Origin of the sequence: Streptomyces sp. AP-93, assembly GCF_022808175.1 — a bacterium.
Classification (GTDB): Bacteria; Actinomycetota; Actinomycetes; order Streptomycetales; family Streptomycetaceae; genus Streptomyces.
The window spans coordinates 59,100-73,655 of sequence record NZ_JALGBX010000025.1; the positions used below are offsets into that span (position 1 = coordinate 59,100).

8 protein-coding genes are annotated in these 14,556 nt (G+C 71.7%); 3 read left to right on the forward strand and 5 right to left on the reverse strand.

The window, feature by feature from the left end; all coding sequences use genetic code 11:
• The first annotated feature begins 116 nt into the window (after positions 1-116).
• Positions 117-1,133 carry an AraC family transcriptional regulator gene (locus MTF69_RS33125; protein WP_243340019.1) on the forward strand — a complete coding sequence of 339 codons (1,017 nt, stop codon included), beginning with the start codon at positions 117-119 and terminating at the stop codon, positions 1,131-1,133.
• 17 nt (positions 1,134-1,150) lie between these two features.
• Here the strand turns inward: MTF69_RS33125 and MTF69_RS33130 are convergent, their stop codons facing one another.
• Positions 1,151-1,705, reverse strand: a complete 555-nt coding sequence (locus MTF69_RS33130; RefSeq protein ID WP_243340020.1) for a hypothetical protein — start codon at positions 1,703-1,705, stop codon at positions 1,151-1,153.
• A gap of 217 nt (positions 1,706-1,922) precedes the next feature.
• Here MTF69_RS33130 and MTF69_RS33135 point away from each other — a divergent pair, with 217 nt between their 5' ends.
• Both MTF69_RS33135 and MTF69_RS33140 read left to right on the forward strand, forming a co-directional pair.
• Complete coding sequence (locus MTF69_RS33135; protein WP_243340022.1) at positions 1,923-5,411, forward strand: Ig-like domain-containing protein; 3,489 nt, start codon at positions 1,923-1,925, stop codon at positions 5,409-5,411.
• Positions 5,412-5,619: 208 nt separating this feature from the next.
• The gene (locus MTF69_RS33140; RefSeq protein ID WP_243340023.1) at positions 5,620-6,792 is read left to right on the forward strand and encodes a lipase family protein; all 1,173 of its coding nucleotides are present in this window, start codon (positions 5,620-5,622) and stop codon (positions 6,790-6,792) included.
• 53 nt (positions 6,793-6,845) lie between these two features.
• Here MTF69_RS33140 and MTF69_RS33145 read toward each other — a convergent pair whose 3' ends face one another.
• The 4 genes from MTF69_RS33145 to MTF69_RS33160 all read right to left on the reverse strand — a co-directional run bounded on the left by MTF69_RS33145 (position 6,846) and on the right by MTF69_RS33160 (position 14,419).
• Positions 6,846-8,450 (reverse strand): hypothetical protein, encoded by a 1,605-nt coding sequence (locus MTF69_RS33145; RefSeq protein WP_243340025.1) that lies wholly within the window; start codon positions 8,448-8,450, stop codon positions 6,846-6,848.
• 126 nt (positions 8,451-8,576) lie between these two features.
• Positions 8,577-10,172 (reverse strand): alpha/beta hydrolase, encoded by a 1,596-nt coding sequence (locus tag MTF69_RS33150; protein WP_243340027.1) that lies wholly within the window; start codon positions 10,170-10,172, stop codon positions 8,577-8,579.
• A gap of 117 nt (positions 10,173-10,289) precedes the next feature.
• Entirely contained in the window at positions 10,290-12,437 is a 2,148-nt protein-coding gene (locus tag MTF69_RS43540; RefSeq protein WP_243340029.1) for a tetratricopeptide repeat protein, read from the reverse strand.
• A gap of 110 nt (positions 12,438-12,547) precedes the next feature.
• The gene (locus MTF69_RS33160) at positions 12,548-14,419 is read right to left on the reverse strand and encodes a long-chain fatty acid--CoA ligase (RefSeq protein ID WP_243340136.1); all 1,872 of its coding nucleotides are present in this window, start codon (positions 14,417-14,419) and stop codon (positions 12,548-12,550) included.
• Positions 14,420-14,556 lie beyond the last annotated feature (137 nt).

A 14,556-nucleotide genomic window follows, 5' to 3' on the forward strand; every position in this document is an offset into this window, starting at 1 on the left:
GTTCCCCTCCCCCTCGGGTCGTACCGACGACGCTAGGCACCGGGTAGCCGTCCGCGGCATGACCGGAAGCGTCACCCCCGCTGACCTCAGCGCTCATTGCGGCTACCGTCGGACCCATGGGGAGGCGGACGGTCACCGTGCACCACGTGCGCGCCGTGCTCGCAGGAGCGCGCGGCAGCGGGCTGGACACCGTGCCGCTGCTGCAGGAGGCACAGATTCCGCCGCTGCTGCTGGGCGACGACCGGGCGCGGGTCACGCCGGCGCAGTTCGCGCGGCTGTTCCGGGCGCTGTACCGGGCCACGCAGGACGAGTTCCTGGGCCTGTCCAGCGTCCCCAGCCGGCCCGGGACCTTCGCGATGATGTGCAGGGCCTCCCTGGGCTGCCGCGATCTCGGTGCGGCGGTGGAACGCTCCGCCACCTTCTACGGGCTGTTCCCGGGCGGTCCGGAGCTGGCGCTCGAAGTCGAGGGCGGGCAGGCGTGGTTCGCGGTGCGGAACGATTTCGCGCGGGACGAGGAGCGCTTCCTCACCGAGTGCGTGCTCGCCATCTGGCACCGGCTGAGCAGTTGGCTGATCGGCCGCCGCATCCCCCTGGCCTACGCCTCCTTCGCGTATCCGGCGCCGCCGCACGAGGCGGAGTACGAGCTGCTCTTCGACTGCCCGGTCCGCTTCGGCGAGGCGCGCACGGGCGCGGCCGTGGCCTTCGACGCGCACTGGCTGACGGCTCCGCTGGTACGGGACGAGGCCGCGCTCGACGCGATGCTGCGCCGGGCCCCCTTCGACCTGCTGTCCCGGCCGGCGTACGGGACCACGGTCGCGGAGCAGGTCCGCCGGACCCTGACCCAGGCCCTGCGCGGCTCGCCGCGCCTGCCGGAACTGGGCGAGGTGGCCGGGCGACTGGCGGTGTCCCCGGCGACGCTGCGGCGGCGGCTCCAGCAGGAGGGCACGTCCTTCCAGCAGCTGAAGGACCACGTACGGCGCGATGCGGCGATAGCCGGCCTGGCGGAGAGCCGCGAACCCATCGCGGAACTGGCGGCCCGCCTGGGCTTCTCGGAGGACACGGCCTTCCACCGCGCCTTCCGCCGCTGGACCGGCACCACTCCGGGGGCGTACCGCATCGCGTCGGGCGGCTGAGGCGCGCCCTGGCGCTCCTATCGGGTGGCGCTGGGCACCTGGAGGGTGAACAGGCCGCAGTCGCAGCCGCCGTTGCCGTTGCCGGTGGAGCAGGAGCCCTTCGGGGTCGCGGCGGCGGCCGGGGCCGGGGCGGAGCAGCCCGTGGGGACGGCTTCCGCACAGGTGTTGCCCGCGCAGGACCGGCAGGCGTTCATCTCGCAGCTGCGGCAGGCGGAGGCGGGGGCGTTGCAGCCGCGGCAGGCGCTGACCGCACAGGTGGCGCAGGTGGCGCAGGTGGCGCAGGTGGCGCAGGCGACGTCGCAGGAGGTGCAGGCGTTCATCTCGCACGCGGTGCAGGCCGAGGCGGGGGCGTTGCAGCCCCGGCAGGCGCTGACGCCGCAGGACGCGCAGAGCTGCGTACCGCTGCCGCAGCCGCCGCGCTCGGTCCGCTCACCGCAGTCACAGGCGCGGGCGCGGGCGCTCCGGGCGCTCCGGGCGCTCGGCGCGGGGCGGCCGTCGCGGCGGATACCGGTGCCGGCCTCGGCGGCGATGCGCAGCGCGGTCCAGCTCTTCCAGCCATCCCACAGAACCACCCACCAACACAGAACGTTCCCAGTTAGCAAACCTACGCCAGGCGGGTGGTTCTTTCAGTGATCTTGATGAAATCCCGTGCCGCGGCTCGGAGCGCCTTGTGTGCCGCCATCGGCGTGCTGCCAGAGTCCTCCCTCGGACAGCACGTGGAGCCGCTCAGGTCAGGTGCGGCCGTCGGGCTGGAAGGAGAGGGATGTACAGAGCCAGAGAGCGGGACGCATGCTGAGCAACCACCTCTACAGGCGTGCCTTCACCACCGTCAGCAGCGTTCTCCTCGTACTGCAGTCGCTCACGATCCTCGGCCCCGCCGCCTCCCCCGCGTGGGCGGGCGACGACCGCAGGATCGGCACCGGCAACAACGAGCCGCACAACGCCACCGCCAACCCCCGCAGGCCCGGACAGGTCGCCGTCATGGAGGGCTGCACTGTCCACATCGACCTCAACTACGGGCGGGACGGCTTCCCGATCACGCGGACGTCGACCGTCGCCCCGTGCAACGGCGACCCCGTGCTCGGCTTCGATGCCGACGGGAACCTCTTCGTCACGCACCTGTCGCGCGGCGGCCTGAACACCAACCCGACCCCCGCCCGGCTCGGGGTCGGGGTCGGCCGGATCAACGACACCACGACGACGGGGACCCAGACCTACACCCCCGTCCAGGTCAGCCCGAACGGCAACATCGACCACGACAAGCAGTGGCTGGTGGTCGATTCCAACCCCACCAGTCCGTACGCGGGCAACCTCTACATCGTCTGGACGGAACTCCCCGCCGCCGGCGGCTCGCGGATCCTGTTCTCACGCTCCACGAACGGCGGCACGACCTGGTCCGCCGCGGCCGCCCTCTCCCAGGCCGGCGAGGGCTTCGTCTGGCCCTCGCACGCGGCCGTCGCACTGAACGGCGACCTCTACGTCGCCTACCACACCGACACCTGCGCCGGTGATGGAGCAGTGGGTTCGACCCAGCTGCTCCGGGACGGCTCCGGCGGCGCCGACTTCGCCGCCGGCACCCCCCAGCAGCGGACGGTGCCGTTCGGGGCGGGCCAGGCCGACGTCACCTGCAACCGGCAGAACAACCCGGCCACCGAGATCCCCGGGACCGACTTCTGGCTCCAGGGCGCCGTGCAGCCGTGGATCCTGCCCGACCCGGCCCGGGCCGGAAACGTCTACGTCGTCGGCAATGACGACCCCGACAACAACTACGGGAACGCCGACGACGCCGACGTCGTCATCGCCCGCTCCACGGACAACGGCCTGAACTTCACCCGGGGCCGGGTCGACCACGGACCGGGCCAGACGTTCGCCGTCATGCCCAACGCCCACATCGACCAGGACGGCAACGCCGTCGTCACCTGGTACGACAACCGCAGCGGCCGGCGCAACGGCGGTACCGGACCGAACGGGGCCGACAACTTCCTGCTGGAGCTGTACGGCACCACCAGCCGGGACGGCGGCCAGACCTGGACGCAGGACTTCCGCGTCAGCGACTCCCCCTTCGACCCGGACCGCAATGCCCCGTGCCGCTTCGGCAACTTCGCCGGCTGCGGCACCATGGTCGCCGGCGAGACCCGGCGGACCCTGCGGATCGGCGAGTACAACGGGGTGTGGGCGGCGAACGGGATCGCCTACGCGTCCTGGACCGGCAACACCACCCCGCCCACCCCCACCGCACCCTCAGCGGGCAACCAGGACACCTACTTCGACGTCTTCTCGATGCTCGGGGCCTTCCCCGACTCCCACGAGCCCAACGAGTCGATCGACCACGCCGTGGCCGCCGACCTCGGCTCGAACGAGCAGTTCAACCGGCGTGGCCTCACCCTGCACACCGCGACCGACGTGGACTTCTTCCGGGTCACGCCCCGTCACACCGGCCACCTCACCACCGAGATCCGGTTCAACGAGGTGATCGCCCCGCTCGCGGTCCGCGCGTACGACAAGTTCGGCAACCGCGTCGCCACCGGCACCGTCTCCACCCGGGCCGGTACCTCCACCGGCCTGCTCGCGATCCCGGTCGTCCAGGACGAGCCGTACTACGTCGTGGTCAGCGCCGCCGGCGTGACCGACCCGACCCGCCCCGGCGACGCCTCACCGACCGACCCGCCGCAAGGCACGTACGACCTCGTCGTCGCCAACCGCGCGGCCCCCGAGCCCTTCAGCCTGGACCTCAAGCAGCAGTCCGACTCGGGCCGCTCCGACATGGACGACGTCACCAAGGTCGCCGGACCGGATCTCTTCCTCCGCGTGAACGACGCCGAGCTGCGCTCCGCCGGCATTCAGCTGTCCCCGCAGAACACCACGCCCGCCCTCACCGACGACGCCCCCGGCTACAAGGTGGCCGTGGAGCGCGACGGGGAGCGCGTCGGCTTCGCCACGCCCGTCGACCCGACGAACAAGCCGGGGCTGTACCAGATCCGCCTGGACCCGGTCCTGCGGGAGGGCGAGAACCAGATCACCGCCGAGGTGATCATCGTCGACCCGTCCGACGATCCCCGCGTCGCCGGCACCACCCGCGTCACCGGCTCGGGCGCGGAGAGCGCCCACGCACTCGTGATCACTCTGGACACGGTCGCGCCGGCCGGGCCGGCCGCCGCCCCCGACCTGCTGGCCTCCAGCGACAGCGCGGGCAGCGACGTCGACAACATCACCACCATCATCAAGCCCGCCTTCCAGGGCTCGTCGGTCGAGCCGAACGCGCTGGTCCGGCTGCGGACCACCCCGGCGGGCGGCAGCCCGGCCGTGGTCGGCACGGACACCGTCACCCCGGCCGGTGAGTACGAGGTCGTCAGCTCCGCGCTGCGCGACGGCCGGTACGACGTCTCCGTCCTCCTGGAGGACCTCGCCGGCAACGTGAGCCCGGCCTCTCCCTCCCTCCCGGTGACCATCGCCAAGCACTCGCTCAGCCTCACGGGCGCCACGGCGAACGTGCTGGTCGACATCGCCGAGGGCCAGGTGACGGGCTACCCGGGCATCCCGGGCGGTTTCGCCGGCATCCAGGGGATCCCCGTCGTCAACCTCGACGCGAACGGGCACGGCGCGGCCGTCACGGGCGGGTCGGGCGACGACCGGCTCACCTTCACCCCGCTCGGCGTCAGCAGCGGCCGGCTGGAGCGGGCGGGCTCCCGGCAGGTGCTGAACTTCTACAACGTCACCGGTGACGTGGAGATCAGCACCGACGGCGGAGACGACGAGGTGACCATCGTGGGCACCACCCGGGGCGACCGGATCCGCGGCGTCGTGGACACGTACACCACGCTCCACGTCGACTCCCTGCCGCTGGTCCGCAAGCCGTCGCCGCTCGTGGCGCTGCTCGGTCTGCGGATCACCACGGCACAGACCGAGCGGATCGGGGTCCTCGCCCGCGGCGGCAAGGACACGATCGACTTCCTCGTCAAGGACACCGTCAGCACCCAGCTCTCCGTCGACGGCGGAGACCCGTCCGGCGTCCGGCCGGAGAAGGGTGACGAGCTGATCGTCCGCGCCGGCTCTCCCAAGGGCCTGCTGAAGGAGGACCAGTCCGGCAAGCCGGGTTCGGGCTCGGTCATCGTCGCCTACCCGTACACGACGCGCGCCTCGACGCACATCGACTTCACGGACACGGAGGACATCACGCTGAAGGAACACGACCGCAGGGGCAAGGACCAGGACAAGGGCAAGGACAAGGGCAGGGACCAGGACAAGGACAAGGACACCGACATGGCCAACGGCGGCTAGTCCCGCCGGCCTCTGACGCAACGGCGCCCCGTACCCGGGACCCCCTGGGGACGGGGCGCCGTCGCGTCATCGCCGGGGCGTCATCGCCGGGGCGAGTGGGATTCCGGGTCAGGAAAGCTGAGCTGTGCGGTCAGCGACGTTCCTACCGGTCGGTCACTACCTTCTCCTCACCTACCACCCCCACCCGGACCCTTGGGAGAGCCGCCCCATGCGCATCCGAAGCTCAGCACTCGCCGCAGTGGCCGCCCTGGCCCTCTCGGCCGCGATCCCCACCACCGCCCAGGCCCAGGCCCAGCCCCAGGCCGAGGCCGAGGCGACCACCGCCCGGCCCGGCGACATCGTCAGCAGCGCGCCGTCCGCGTTCCACCCGCTGCCCGGCCAGCCGACCAACACCAAGGCCTGGAAGATCCACTACAACTCGACGACCGCCGACGGAGCCCCGAACGTCGTCTCCGGCACCGTGATCGTCCCGCAGGACGGCCGCACCGGCCCGCGCCCCCTCGTCACCTACGCCGTCGGCACCGTCGGCATGGGCGACTCCTGCGCGCCGAGCAACAACCTCCCGTACGGCACCGCCATGGAGGCCAACCTCATCCAGCAGCTCACCCTGCGCGGCTGGGCCGTCGTCGTCACCGACTACGAGGGCCTCGGCACCCCCGGCGTGCACACCTACACCGTCGGCCCCTCCGCCGGCCACGCCGTGCTCGACGCCGCCCGCGCGGCCACCCGCCTCCCCGAGGCCGGGCTGTCCGCCACCACGCCCGTCGGCATCATGGGGTACTCCCAGGGCGGCCAGGCCAGCAGCTGGGCCGCCGAGCTGCAGGGCTCGTACGCACCGGAGTTGCAGGTCAAGGGCACCGCGACGGGCGGCGTCCCGGCCGACCTCCTGAAGGTCGCCGACTTCAACAACGGCTCCTACGGCTCCGGCCTCATCTTCATGGCCGCCGCCGGCCAGGACGCGGCCTTCCCGGAACTGAAGCTCGACTCCTACCTCAACCCGGCCGGGAAGCTCCTGGTCGGCGCCATGAAGGACAACTGCGTGGCCATCGACGCCATCGCCGGCTCCTTCAAGCGGATCTCCGACCTGACCACCCGCAACCCGCTCGCGCAGCCGGACTGGCAGGCCCGGCTGAACCAGAGCAAGCTCGGCCGCACCGCCCCGGCCGCGCCCGTGTTCCAGTACCACGCGCTCGCCGACGAGCTCATCCCGTACTCCGTCGGGAGCCGGCTGCGCTCCGACTGGTGCGCGCGGGGCACGAACCTCGAGTTCGACACCATCTGGATCGGCGAGCACGTCAGCGGCGTCATCACCCAGTCCCTGGCGGCGGGCAACTGGCTCGCGGACCGCTTCGCGGGCCGCACGCCGCGCCCCAACTGCTGACCTGCACACCAGCGGACGGCCCGGCTGCCATGGCAGCCGGGCCGTCCCTCTCGTCAGCCGGTGACGTCGACGTGGTCCCCATGGCTGCTGCTCGCGAAGTGAGTGGTGCCGTCGTCGTGGAACCGGGCCTGCCAGGTGCCGTCCTGCTGGGCGGTGAACCTCCGGCTGAAGGTGCCGTCGGCGGCGGTCGTGGTCGATCCCACGTAGCCGTAGGAGGTGCCGGTCCCGGCGGGCTTGAAGTAGAAGCGCACGGTCTTGGCCGCGTACGGCCGCCAGGTCGTGGCGGACGCGGCCCGCTGCTTGAGAGCGCCGGTGAGCGTGAGGTACTGGCCCTTGCGGACCGGCTCGGGCTTCGCGTTGAAGTCCGCGACGGTGGTCACGGTCCTGGTCAGACGGACGGGCGCCGAGGTCGACCCGTGGAGCTCGGGCGTGCCCGCGTACCGCAGGCGCCAGTAGCCGTCGACCGGAGCGTTCTCCAGCGTGGGCAGGCTGAACCACCGGTTGGTGACGGTGTCCACGGTCTTGCGGGTGGACCAGCCGGTGCGGCCGTCGGCCGAGTACTGGACTTCGACCTTGGCGGGGCCCGGGGCCGCCGAGGTGGCGTGCTGGACGAGAACTGCCTGCCCGGTCACCTTGCGGTCCCTGTCCACGCTCATGGCGACGGAGTCGAAGGATGTTCCCGCCGTCACCGTGGCGCCGAGTTCGACGTACGTGCCGTAGTCCAACCACTGCTGGTTGTAGCCGGCGGCGACGCTCCAGGTCGAGGACTTCAGGACCTTCCCGGCCTTGGTGAACCGACCCGTGGCATCGCTCGCGAACGCGAACAGCGAGCGGTTGTCGATCACCAGCCGCATCGGCGTGGCGATCGGCTTCCGCGTGCCGTCCGCGGCGGTGCGCGTGATGGTTCCGCCCACGGTGGCGTAGGTGCCGTACGGGGCCGTCACCGATCGGGAGTCTTCGTCCAGGGTGATGTTCACCGGCTGGCGCTCGACCCCGGGGCCGGCCTCATCCGCGTCGCTGCCGTGGTCGGTGGAGGCGAACTCGAGCCTGATCCGCGCCGATTTCTCCGTACCCTTGAAGCTCACCGGCACGGAAAGGTGTCCGGCGGCGTCGGTGGAAACCGTCTTGGACTGACCCTCGCCGACCACGGTCACCTTCCTGCCGGCGAGCGGGGTGACCTTCCCGTCACGGGGATCGCGGGCGATCAGGTCGGCGGAGACGGTGGTGTCCAGGCTGTCGAGGGAGACCGTCTTGGACGTGGCTTGATTCCGGAAGTCGGCGAGCGCGCGGTAGTCGAGTTCCGCCACGGCCTTGCGGAGGATCCGCTCGCCCTGGGTGCCCTTGTACTCGACGTCCACGGTGTAGAGGCCCAGGTCGGCGAATCTCAACGGATCGGACTTGTAGGACACATCGCAGGACCGGCAACCCTCTGTGTACACGAAGTCCTTGACGGTCCGGATCCGGGTCTCGCTGCCCTTCTTGCGAAGGTGGGCGACGAAGCCGGGCATGGGCTCATTGGCCACGACCAGGATGCCGTCAGGACCCGCTGAGGCGTGGATGGTGTCGACGGGATCCGCAGCCTGCGCGGTTCCGGATGCGAGCAGGGTGCCGAGAACGGCGGTGGCGGCGACGAGCGCCGCCGAGGTGAATTGCTTCAAGACGTCCCCCAGGAAGACAGCGGTGATCTCCTGGTGTGACACCTCGGCCGGTGCTCTGGTTGTACGTACGGTCCTACGAACTCGCGGGCCGGCCATGACACATGCCCGGCGGCATGGTCCGCGCCCTCACTCCTCGGCGGGGCAGGAGCGGGTCCCGGAGGGCAGCCGGCCGTCGATCAGGAAGTGGTCCACGTACCCCTGCACGCAGCGCGAGGCGACGTACGCGGTGTGCCCGTCGCCCTTGTAGTCCAGGACCACGGTGTTGCCGAGCCGCTTCGCCGTCTCCTCCGTCCACTCGTACGGGGTGGCCGGGTCTCCGCGCGTACCGACGAGCAGGATGCGCGGGATGCCCGCCGGGCGGTCGATCCTGCGGATGAAATCGGTGCCGGCGGGGCGCCCGTAGCAGGCCAGCACCGTCATCAGCCGGCGCGGCCCGAAGACCGGCGAGGCGGCGAGGAAGACCGGCCGGAGCTCCGCCAGCTCCCGCGCGACGTCCGCCGGGGAGGCCTTGGCGTCACCGCGGTCCGGGTCGTCGGCGCAGTTCACGGCAACCAGGGCGGCGGTGGCGTTGTCGGCGGGCACCGCGGGCAGGGCGGCGGCCGCGTTGTCGGCGGGCTCCTCCCGGACCGGTGGCGGTTCGTCCGGACCGCCGAGCTGCATCAGCCCCACGGGGTCGCCCCTGCGCTCGGCCAGCGCGAGCGCATCCGCGAGGTCGGGCCAGGTCTTCGGCGAGTACAGGGCGGCCCCGATGGCGTCGGCCACGTCCTGCCCGGTGAAGCGCAGGCCGCCCTCGCCGGTCAGCGGCTCCGCGTCCAGGCGGGTGACGAGGGCCTGGACCTTCTCCTTGGCTGTACGGGTGTTCGTACCGTAGACACAGCCCTGCCGGTGGGCGCACCAGACGAGGAAGTTGTCGAGCGCCCGCTGCTGGCCGACCGCCGACAGCAGGGCCTGCTCGCCGAGCGGCTCGGTGAGGGTGTCGACGCCGTCGAGGACCATCCGGCCGGTGCGGCGCGGGAACAGCGCGGCGTAGACCGCGCCGAGGCGCGTGCCGTAGGAGAAGCCGAGGAAGTCGAGCTTGTCCTCCCCGAGGGCCTGGCGCAGCAGGTCCATGTCGCGGGCCACGCTGACGGTACCGACGTACGGGAGCACCGGGCCGGAGTCCAGCGCGCAGCGCTTGGCGACGGCGCGCAGGGCGGCGAGCCCGGCGACGGGCCCGTCGGGGGCCTCGTCCCCCGCCGCGGTGGTGCCTCCGCAGGTGATGGGGACGCTGTGGCCGACCCCGCGGGGGTCGAAGACGACGAGGTCGTAGCGCTTGTTGAGCTCCGCGAAGGCGTTGGGGTCGGCGGCGAGCGTGGAGACGCCGGGGGCGCCGGGACCGCCGAAGTTCAGCACGAGGGAGCCGATCCGCTTGCCGGCGGGCCCGGTGGCGGGAAGCCGGCCGACGGCGATCCTGACCGTCCCCTGGCGCTGGCCCTGGCCCTTGGCTTCGTAGTCGAGCGGCACGGTGAGGGTGCCGCACCGCATACCGGCGGGCACGGGCTTCTCGGGGCACGCGCCCCACTGGATCCCCGTACGCGCAGGTGTACGCGCAGGTCCCGGGCCGGGCACGACGGCGAGCAGGGCCCCGGCCAGAGCGGCGGCGACGACCCCGGCGCCTATCCGGGTACGAGCCCGGGAAACCGAGCGGGGACGAGAGCCGACACGGGCACGGGCACGGTGCACTGCACCCTCCTGGGGCGGCCCCCCGAACCAGTCAGCTCACCATAGACGCGCCCCGCCCGGCCCGCTCCCCGGCACTTTCCGCTCTCCCGCGGAGATCCGAGAAGCACCCATAGCCCCCTAACCGACTCGGAACCCCGAGAACTCGACGACCTTCCGGGTCAGCCGGTGCCCCGCCCCGAGGATCCGGACGTGTTCCTCCAGCGTTTCGCGCCATACGGGCAGGGCCGCATCGGGGCCTTCCGCGCGTTCCGCCGACCGGGCTACCTGGCGACGCGCGTGGAGGGTGTGGAGGTGATCGGGCCCCAGCACCCTCTTCCTGTCGTCGAGGAGTGTGCGCGCCCGCTCCAGAGCCTCCTCGTGGAGCCCCACAGCCGCGAGCCAGGCGACCTGCCGCCCTCGTGCGTAGAGGGTGTCGGCGTGGTCCGCCCCCAGACAGGAGGTGCGCCGCCCCACGAGTTCCCCCGTGAGCGCGAGGGCCTCGGCGTACCTGCCGGACTTGCCCGTCCACATCGCGATCCTGGCCTCGACGTCCAGGGTGTTGATGTGATCGGGGCCCAGTTCCCTCTGGAACCTGCCCAGCAGAGCCCGGCACTGGTCTGCGGCCTCGGCCGGACGCCCCAGCCGTCCGACGGCGTTCGCGATCTGGAGGCGGGTGTCGAGGGTCTCGGGGTGGTTCTCCCCGAGGTGCGCTTCGCGCAGCGGCAGCAGTTCTCGCATCAAGGCGAGGGCTTCGGCCGGACGCCCTTGTTTCAAAGTCAGGTACGCCAGCTTGGCGTGGGCGTCCAGGGTGTCGCGGGCCTCCCTCCCCAGAGACCGGGTGCGGGATTCCCAGATGGTCCGCAACTCGTCCACCGCCTGATCGATGCGACCCGTCTTCCCCAGAACGACAGCCTTGGCGACGTCCGCTGCTGCCAGTCCGGCTCCCGCCGCCACCGCGAAGGCCCTTTCCGCCCGGTCGTGACGGGCGTCGAGCAGCGCCGTCATACCCATGTCGAGTGCGTCGCGCGGACTGGCCTGCGTCAGGATCAGGTCCCACGACTCGTCCGGGATCACTTCGAGGTTGAGGGTGTCCAGGAAGTAGTCGAAGGCCCGCAGCCCGGTGGCCGGTTCGCCGACCAGCATGCTGGCTCCGGTGTGCCCCAGGGGCCGAAGGGTCCACGCGAGCGCGGCGTCCAGTGCCTCCGGCCGCAACTGGGCTCCCCCTCGGTTCCCCAAGTAGACCTCGTGCAGTCGCTCCAGGAGGGATACGGGGACGGCCTCGTGCATGCCTGCGCGGCGTACGTCCACGGCGGCCATGACGAGCGCCGCCCCTCGTGGATGGGCGCCCGGGGACCAGGCGTTCTTCCACGCTTCCAGGAGTTCCGGACCGGCGGCCAAGACCTCGGCCACTCCGAACACTTCCGACGCGCTCAACGCGCGGCTGATGCGCCGGTCGCTCCGGTGGAACCGTGCCCTCTCGCGCTCGGCCGGCGACCACTGGCGCGGAATGCGAATCTTCTTCGCCTGGCGGAGCACATCCCGGCCGTCGCGCCAGACCTCGTAGTCGGCACTGTCGACGACCGCTTCGGCGTGGTCACCGAAACGGTCGTACTCGGGAGTCCGCAGGGTGGCGACGATCGTCGATCCGCTGGCCAGCATGCGGCTCAGAGCGGAGGACGTAAGCCCTCCTGGACCGAGGAACCGCTCCAGGTCGTCGAGCCAGATCATGTACGGCCTCTGTAGGTTCAGCGCACCGATCAGGCTGGGGATCCCGTCGCGGTTCCTGGGGCTCAGCAGGAAACGGTCCGGCATGAGCAGCCGTGCCGCCTCGAAGGCGGACCGGGTCTTCCCTGCCGTCGATTCACCCACCAGGAGGACGAAGCCGCCGCTGCGGACCGCCGCGTGCAGGTCCGCCTCGATGTCGCGGGGGATGTAGGGCGGAGTGTTCCAGTGGCTTTCCGTGTAGTCCCCGTCCCCGTCCTCGTGCTGGTACGGGTGGATTCCGACCAGCACCGGATCCCGGACCTCCCGGACACGGGGCAGGCCTCCGCGCAGGTCCTTCACCAGGAGGCTGGTCGCCGCACGCTCCCGCTCGTGGCGTCTGTCGCTCAGCGCGGATTCGTTCCTGGCCGCGGCGCCACCGCACAGGGCAAGGAACACGGCACCCGTCACCCCGGCCTGCGCCGCCGGCAGCCAGAACCCCGCGATGAGTGCGGCCGCGCTGCCCATGACCGCGAGCACCGCGAACTTGACCCACAGACCACACCGAAACCAAAGGTTGCGCACGCTCGCAGCCCCCCTGCGCTCCATGACGCCCGTGGCCCTTGTCTACCTCCGGCCGGTGGTCGTTACACCCCGGCCGGTGCCCCTTGCCCCGGCCTGCGCGGCCGACCCCCTCAGGAGGACCTGTACAGCGCCTCGATCTCCCGGGCGTAGTCCCGGGCGATCACGCCCCGCTTGAGCTTCAGCGAAGGCGTCAAGTGCCCCCGCTCCTCCGTGAAGTCGCCCGCCAGTACCGCGAAGCGCCGGATCGACTCCGCCCGCGACACCAGCCGGTTCGCGTCGTCCACCGCCCGTTGGAGGTCCGCCCGCAGTTCCTCGTCGTCCACCAGCTCCCTGATCGGCACGGCCGTCTTCTTGCGCATCTGCCGCCAGTGCTGGAGCCCCTCCGGTTCCAGGGTGATCAGCGCGGTGACGTAGGGCCGGTTGTCGCCGACCACGATGCACTGGCCCACCAGCGGGTGGGCCCGTAGCCAGTCCTCCAGGGGTGCGGGGGCCACGTTCTTGCCGCCGGAGGTGATGATCACGTCCTTCTTCCGCCCGGTGATCGTCAGGTACCCGTCCGCGTCGAGCTCGCCGATGTCCCCCGTGGACAGCCACTGTTCCCCGCCCACCGCGACGCCGCTGTTCCAGTACCCGGCGAACACGTGCGGCCCCCGCAACAGCACCTCCCCGTCGTCCGCGATCCGTACCGCCGTCCCCGGCAGCGGCCACCCCACCGTGCCCAGCCGGGGCCGCAGCGGCGGGGTGACGGTCGCGGCCGCCGTCGTCTCCGTGAGCCCGTAGCCCTCGAAGACCTCGACGCCCGCGCCCGTGTAGAACGCGGCGAGGCGCCGGCCGAGCGGCGAGCCGCCGCTGAGGATGTACCGGACGCGCCCGCCCAGTGCGGCCCGGATCCGCCGGTAGACGAGCGGTTCGTACAGGGCCCGGCCCAGCCGCAGGCCCAGCCCGGGCCGCTTGCCCTCCACGACCGCGACCTCGCCGAGGCTGCGCGCGATCCGCGCCGCCCGGTCGAAGGAGGAGGCCCGGCCCATCTTCTCGGCGGTCGCCCGCGCGGTGTTGTAGACCTTCTCCAGGACGTACGGGATCGCCAGCAGGAACGTCGGCCGGAAGCCGGCCAGGTCGGAGAGGAGGTCCTCGCTGCTGATGCTCGGCGCGTGGCCCAGCTTCACCCGCGCCCGCATGCACCCGACGGCCACCATCCGTCCGAAGACGTGCGACAGCGGCAGGAAGAGCAGGGTCGAGGCCGGGTCCTTGCTGACCGACTTGAAGACGGGGTGCAGCAGCTCCACCGAATTGTCCACCTCGGCGAAGAAGTTGGCGTGCGTCAGCACGCACCCCTTGGGCTGTCCCGTCGTCCCGGAGGTGTAGATGAGCGTCGCGACGGACTCCGGCGCGCACCCTGCCCGCCGGGCTGCCACGACCTCGTCGGGCACGTGCTCCCCGGCCTTGACCAGCCGGGCCACGGCCCCCGTGTCGAACTCCCAGAGGTGGCGCAGCCAGGGCAGGTTGGCCCGCTCCGAGCTGATGATGCGTGCCTGTGCGGTGTCCTCGACCGCGCAGGCGACGGCGCCCGAGTCCTGGATGATCCAGCGCGCCTGGATCGCGGAGGAGGTCGGGTAGACCGGTACGGTGATCAGCCCGGCCGCCCAGCCCGCGAAGTCCAGCAGGGTCCACTCGTAGGTGGTCCTCGCCATGATGGCCAGCCGGTCGCCGGGCCGCAGCCCCTCGGCGATCAGCCCCTTCGCGACCGCGAGCACCTCGCCCGCGAACTCGGCGGCCGTGACGTCTCGCCAGGTCCCGTCCCGCTCCTTGCGGGCGAGTACGGCATCCCGCGGAGCCTCCCGGGCATTGTCGAAGGGGATGTCCCCGAGGGACCCGTGGACCGGCACCGGTGCCAGCGGGGGCACCCACACCTCACGGACCCGCCCTTCGATCACGGTCTTGACGGGCTCGACGGGTTTGGGGGCCTTGGCGACCCTCACCAGGCTCGATTCGGCGGTCACGGCGTGCCTCCCTGGCCGGACGGAGTGTTACCGCCGGTAATTTACTTAGCGGTAACCACCCTGAACACCCCTGTGCCCGCCTTTTCACCGTTGCTCCACGCCACGCAGCCCACACCCCC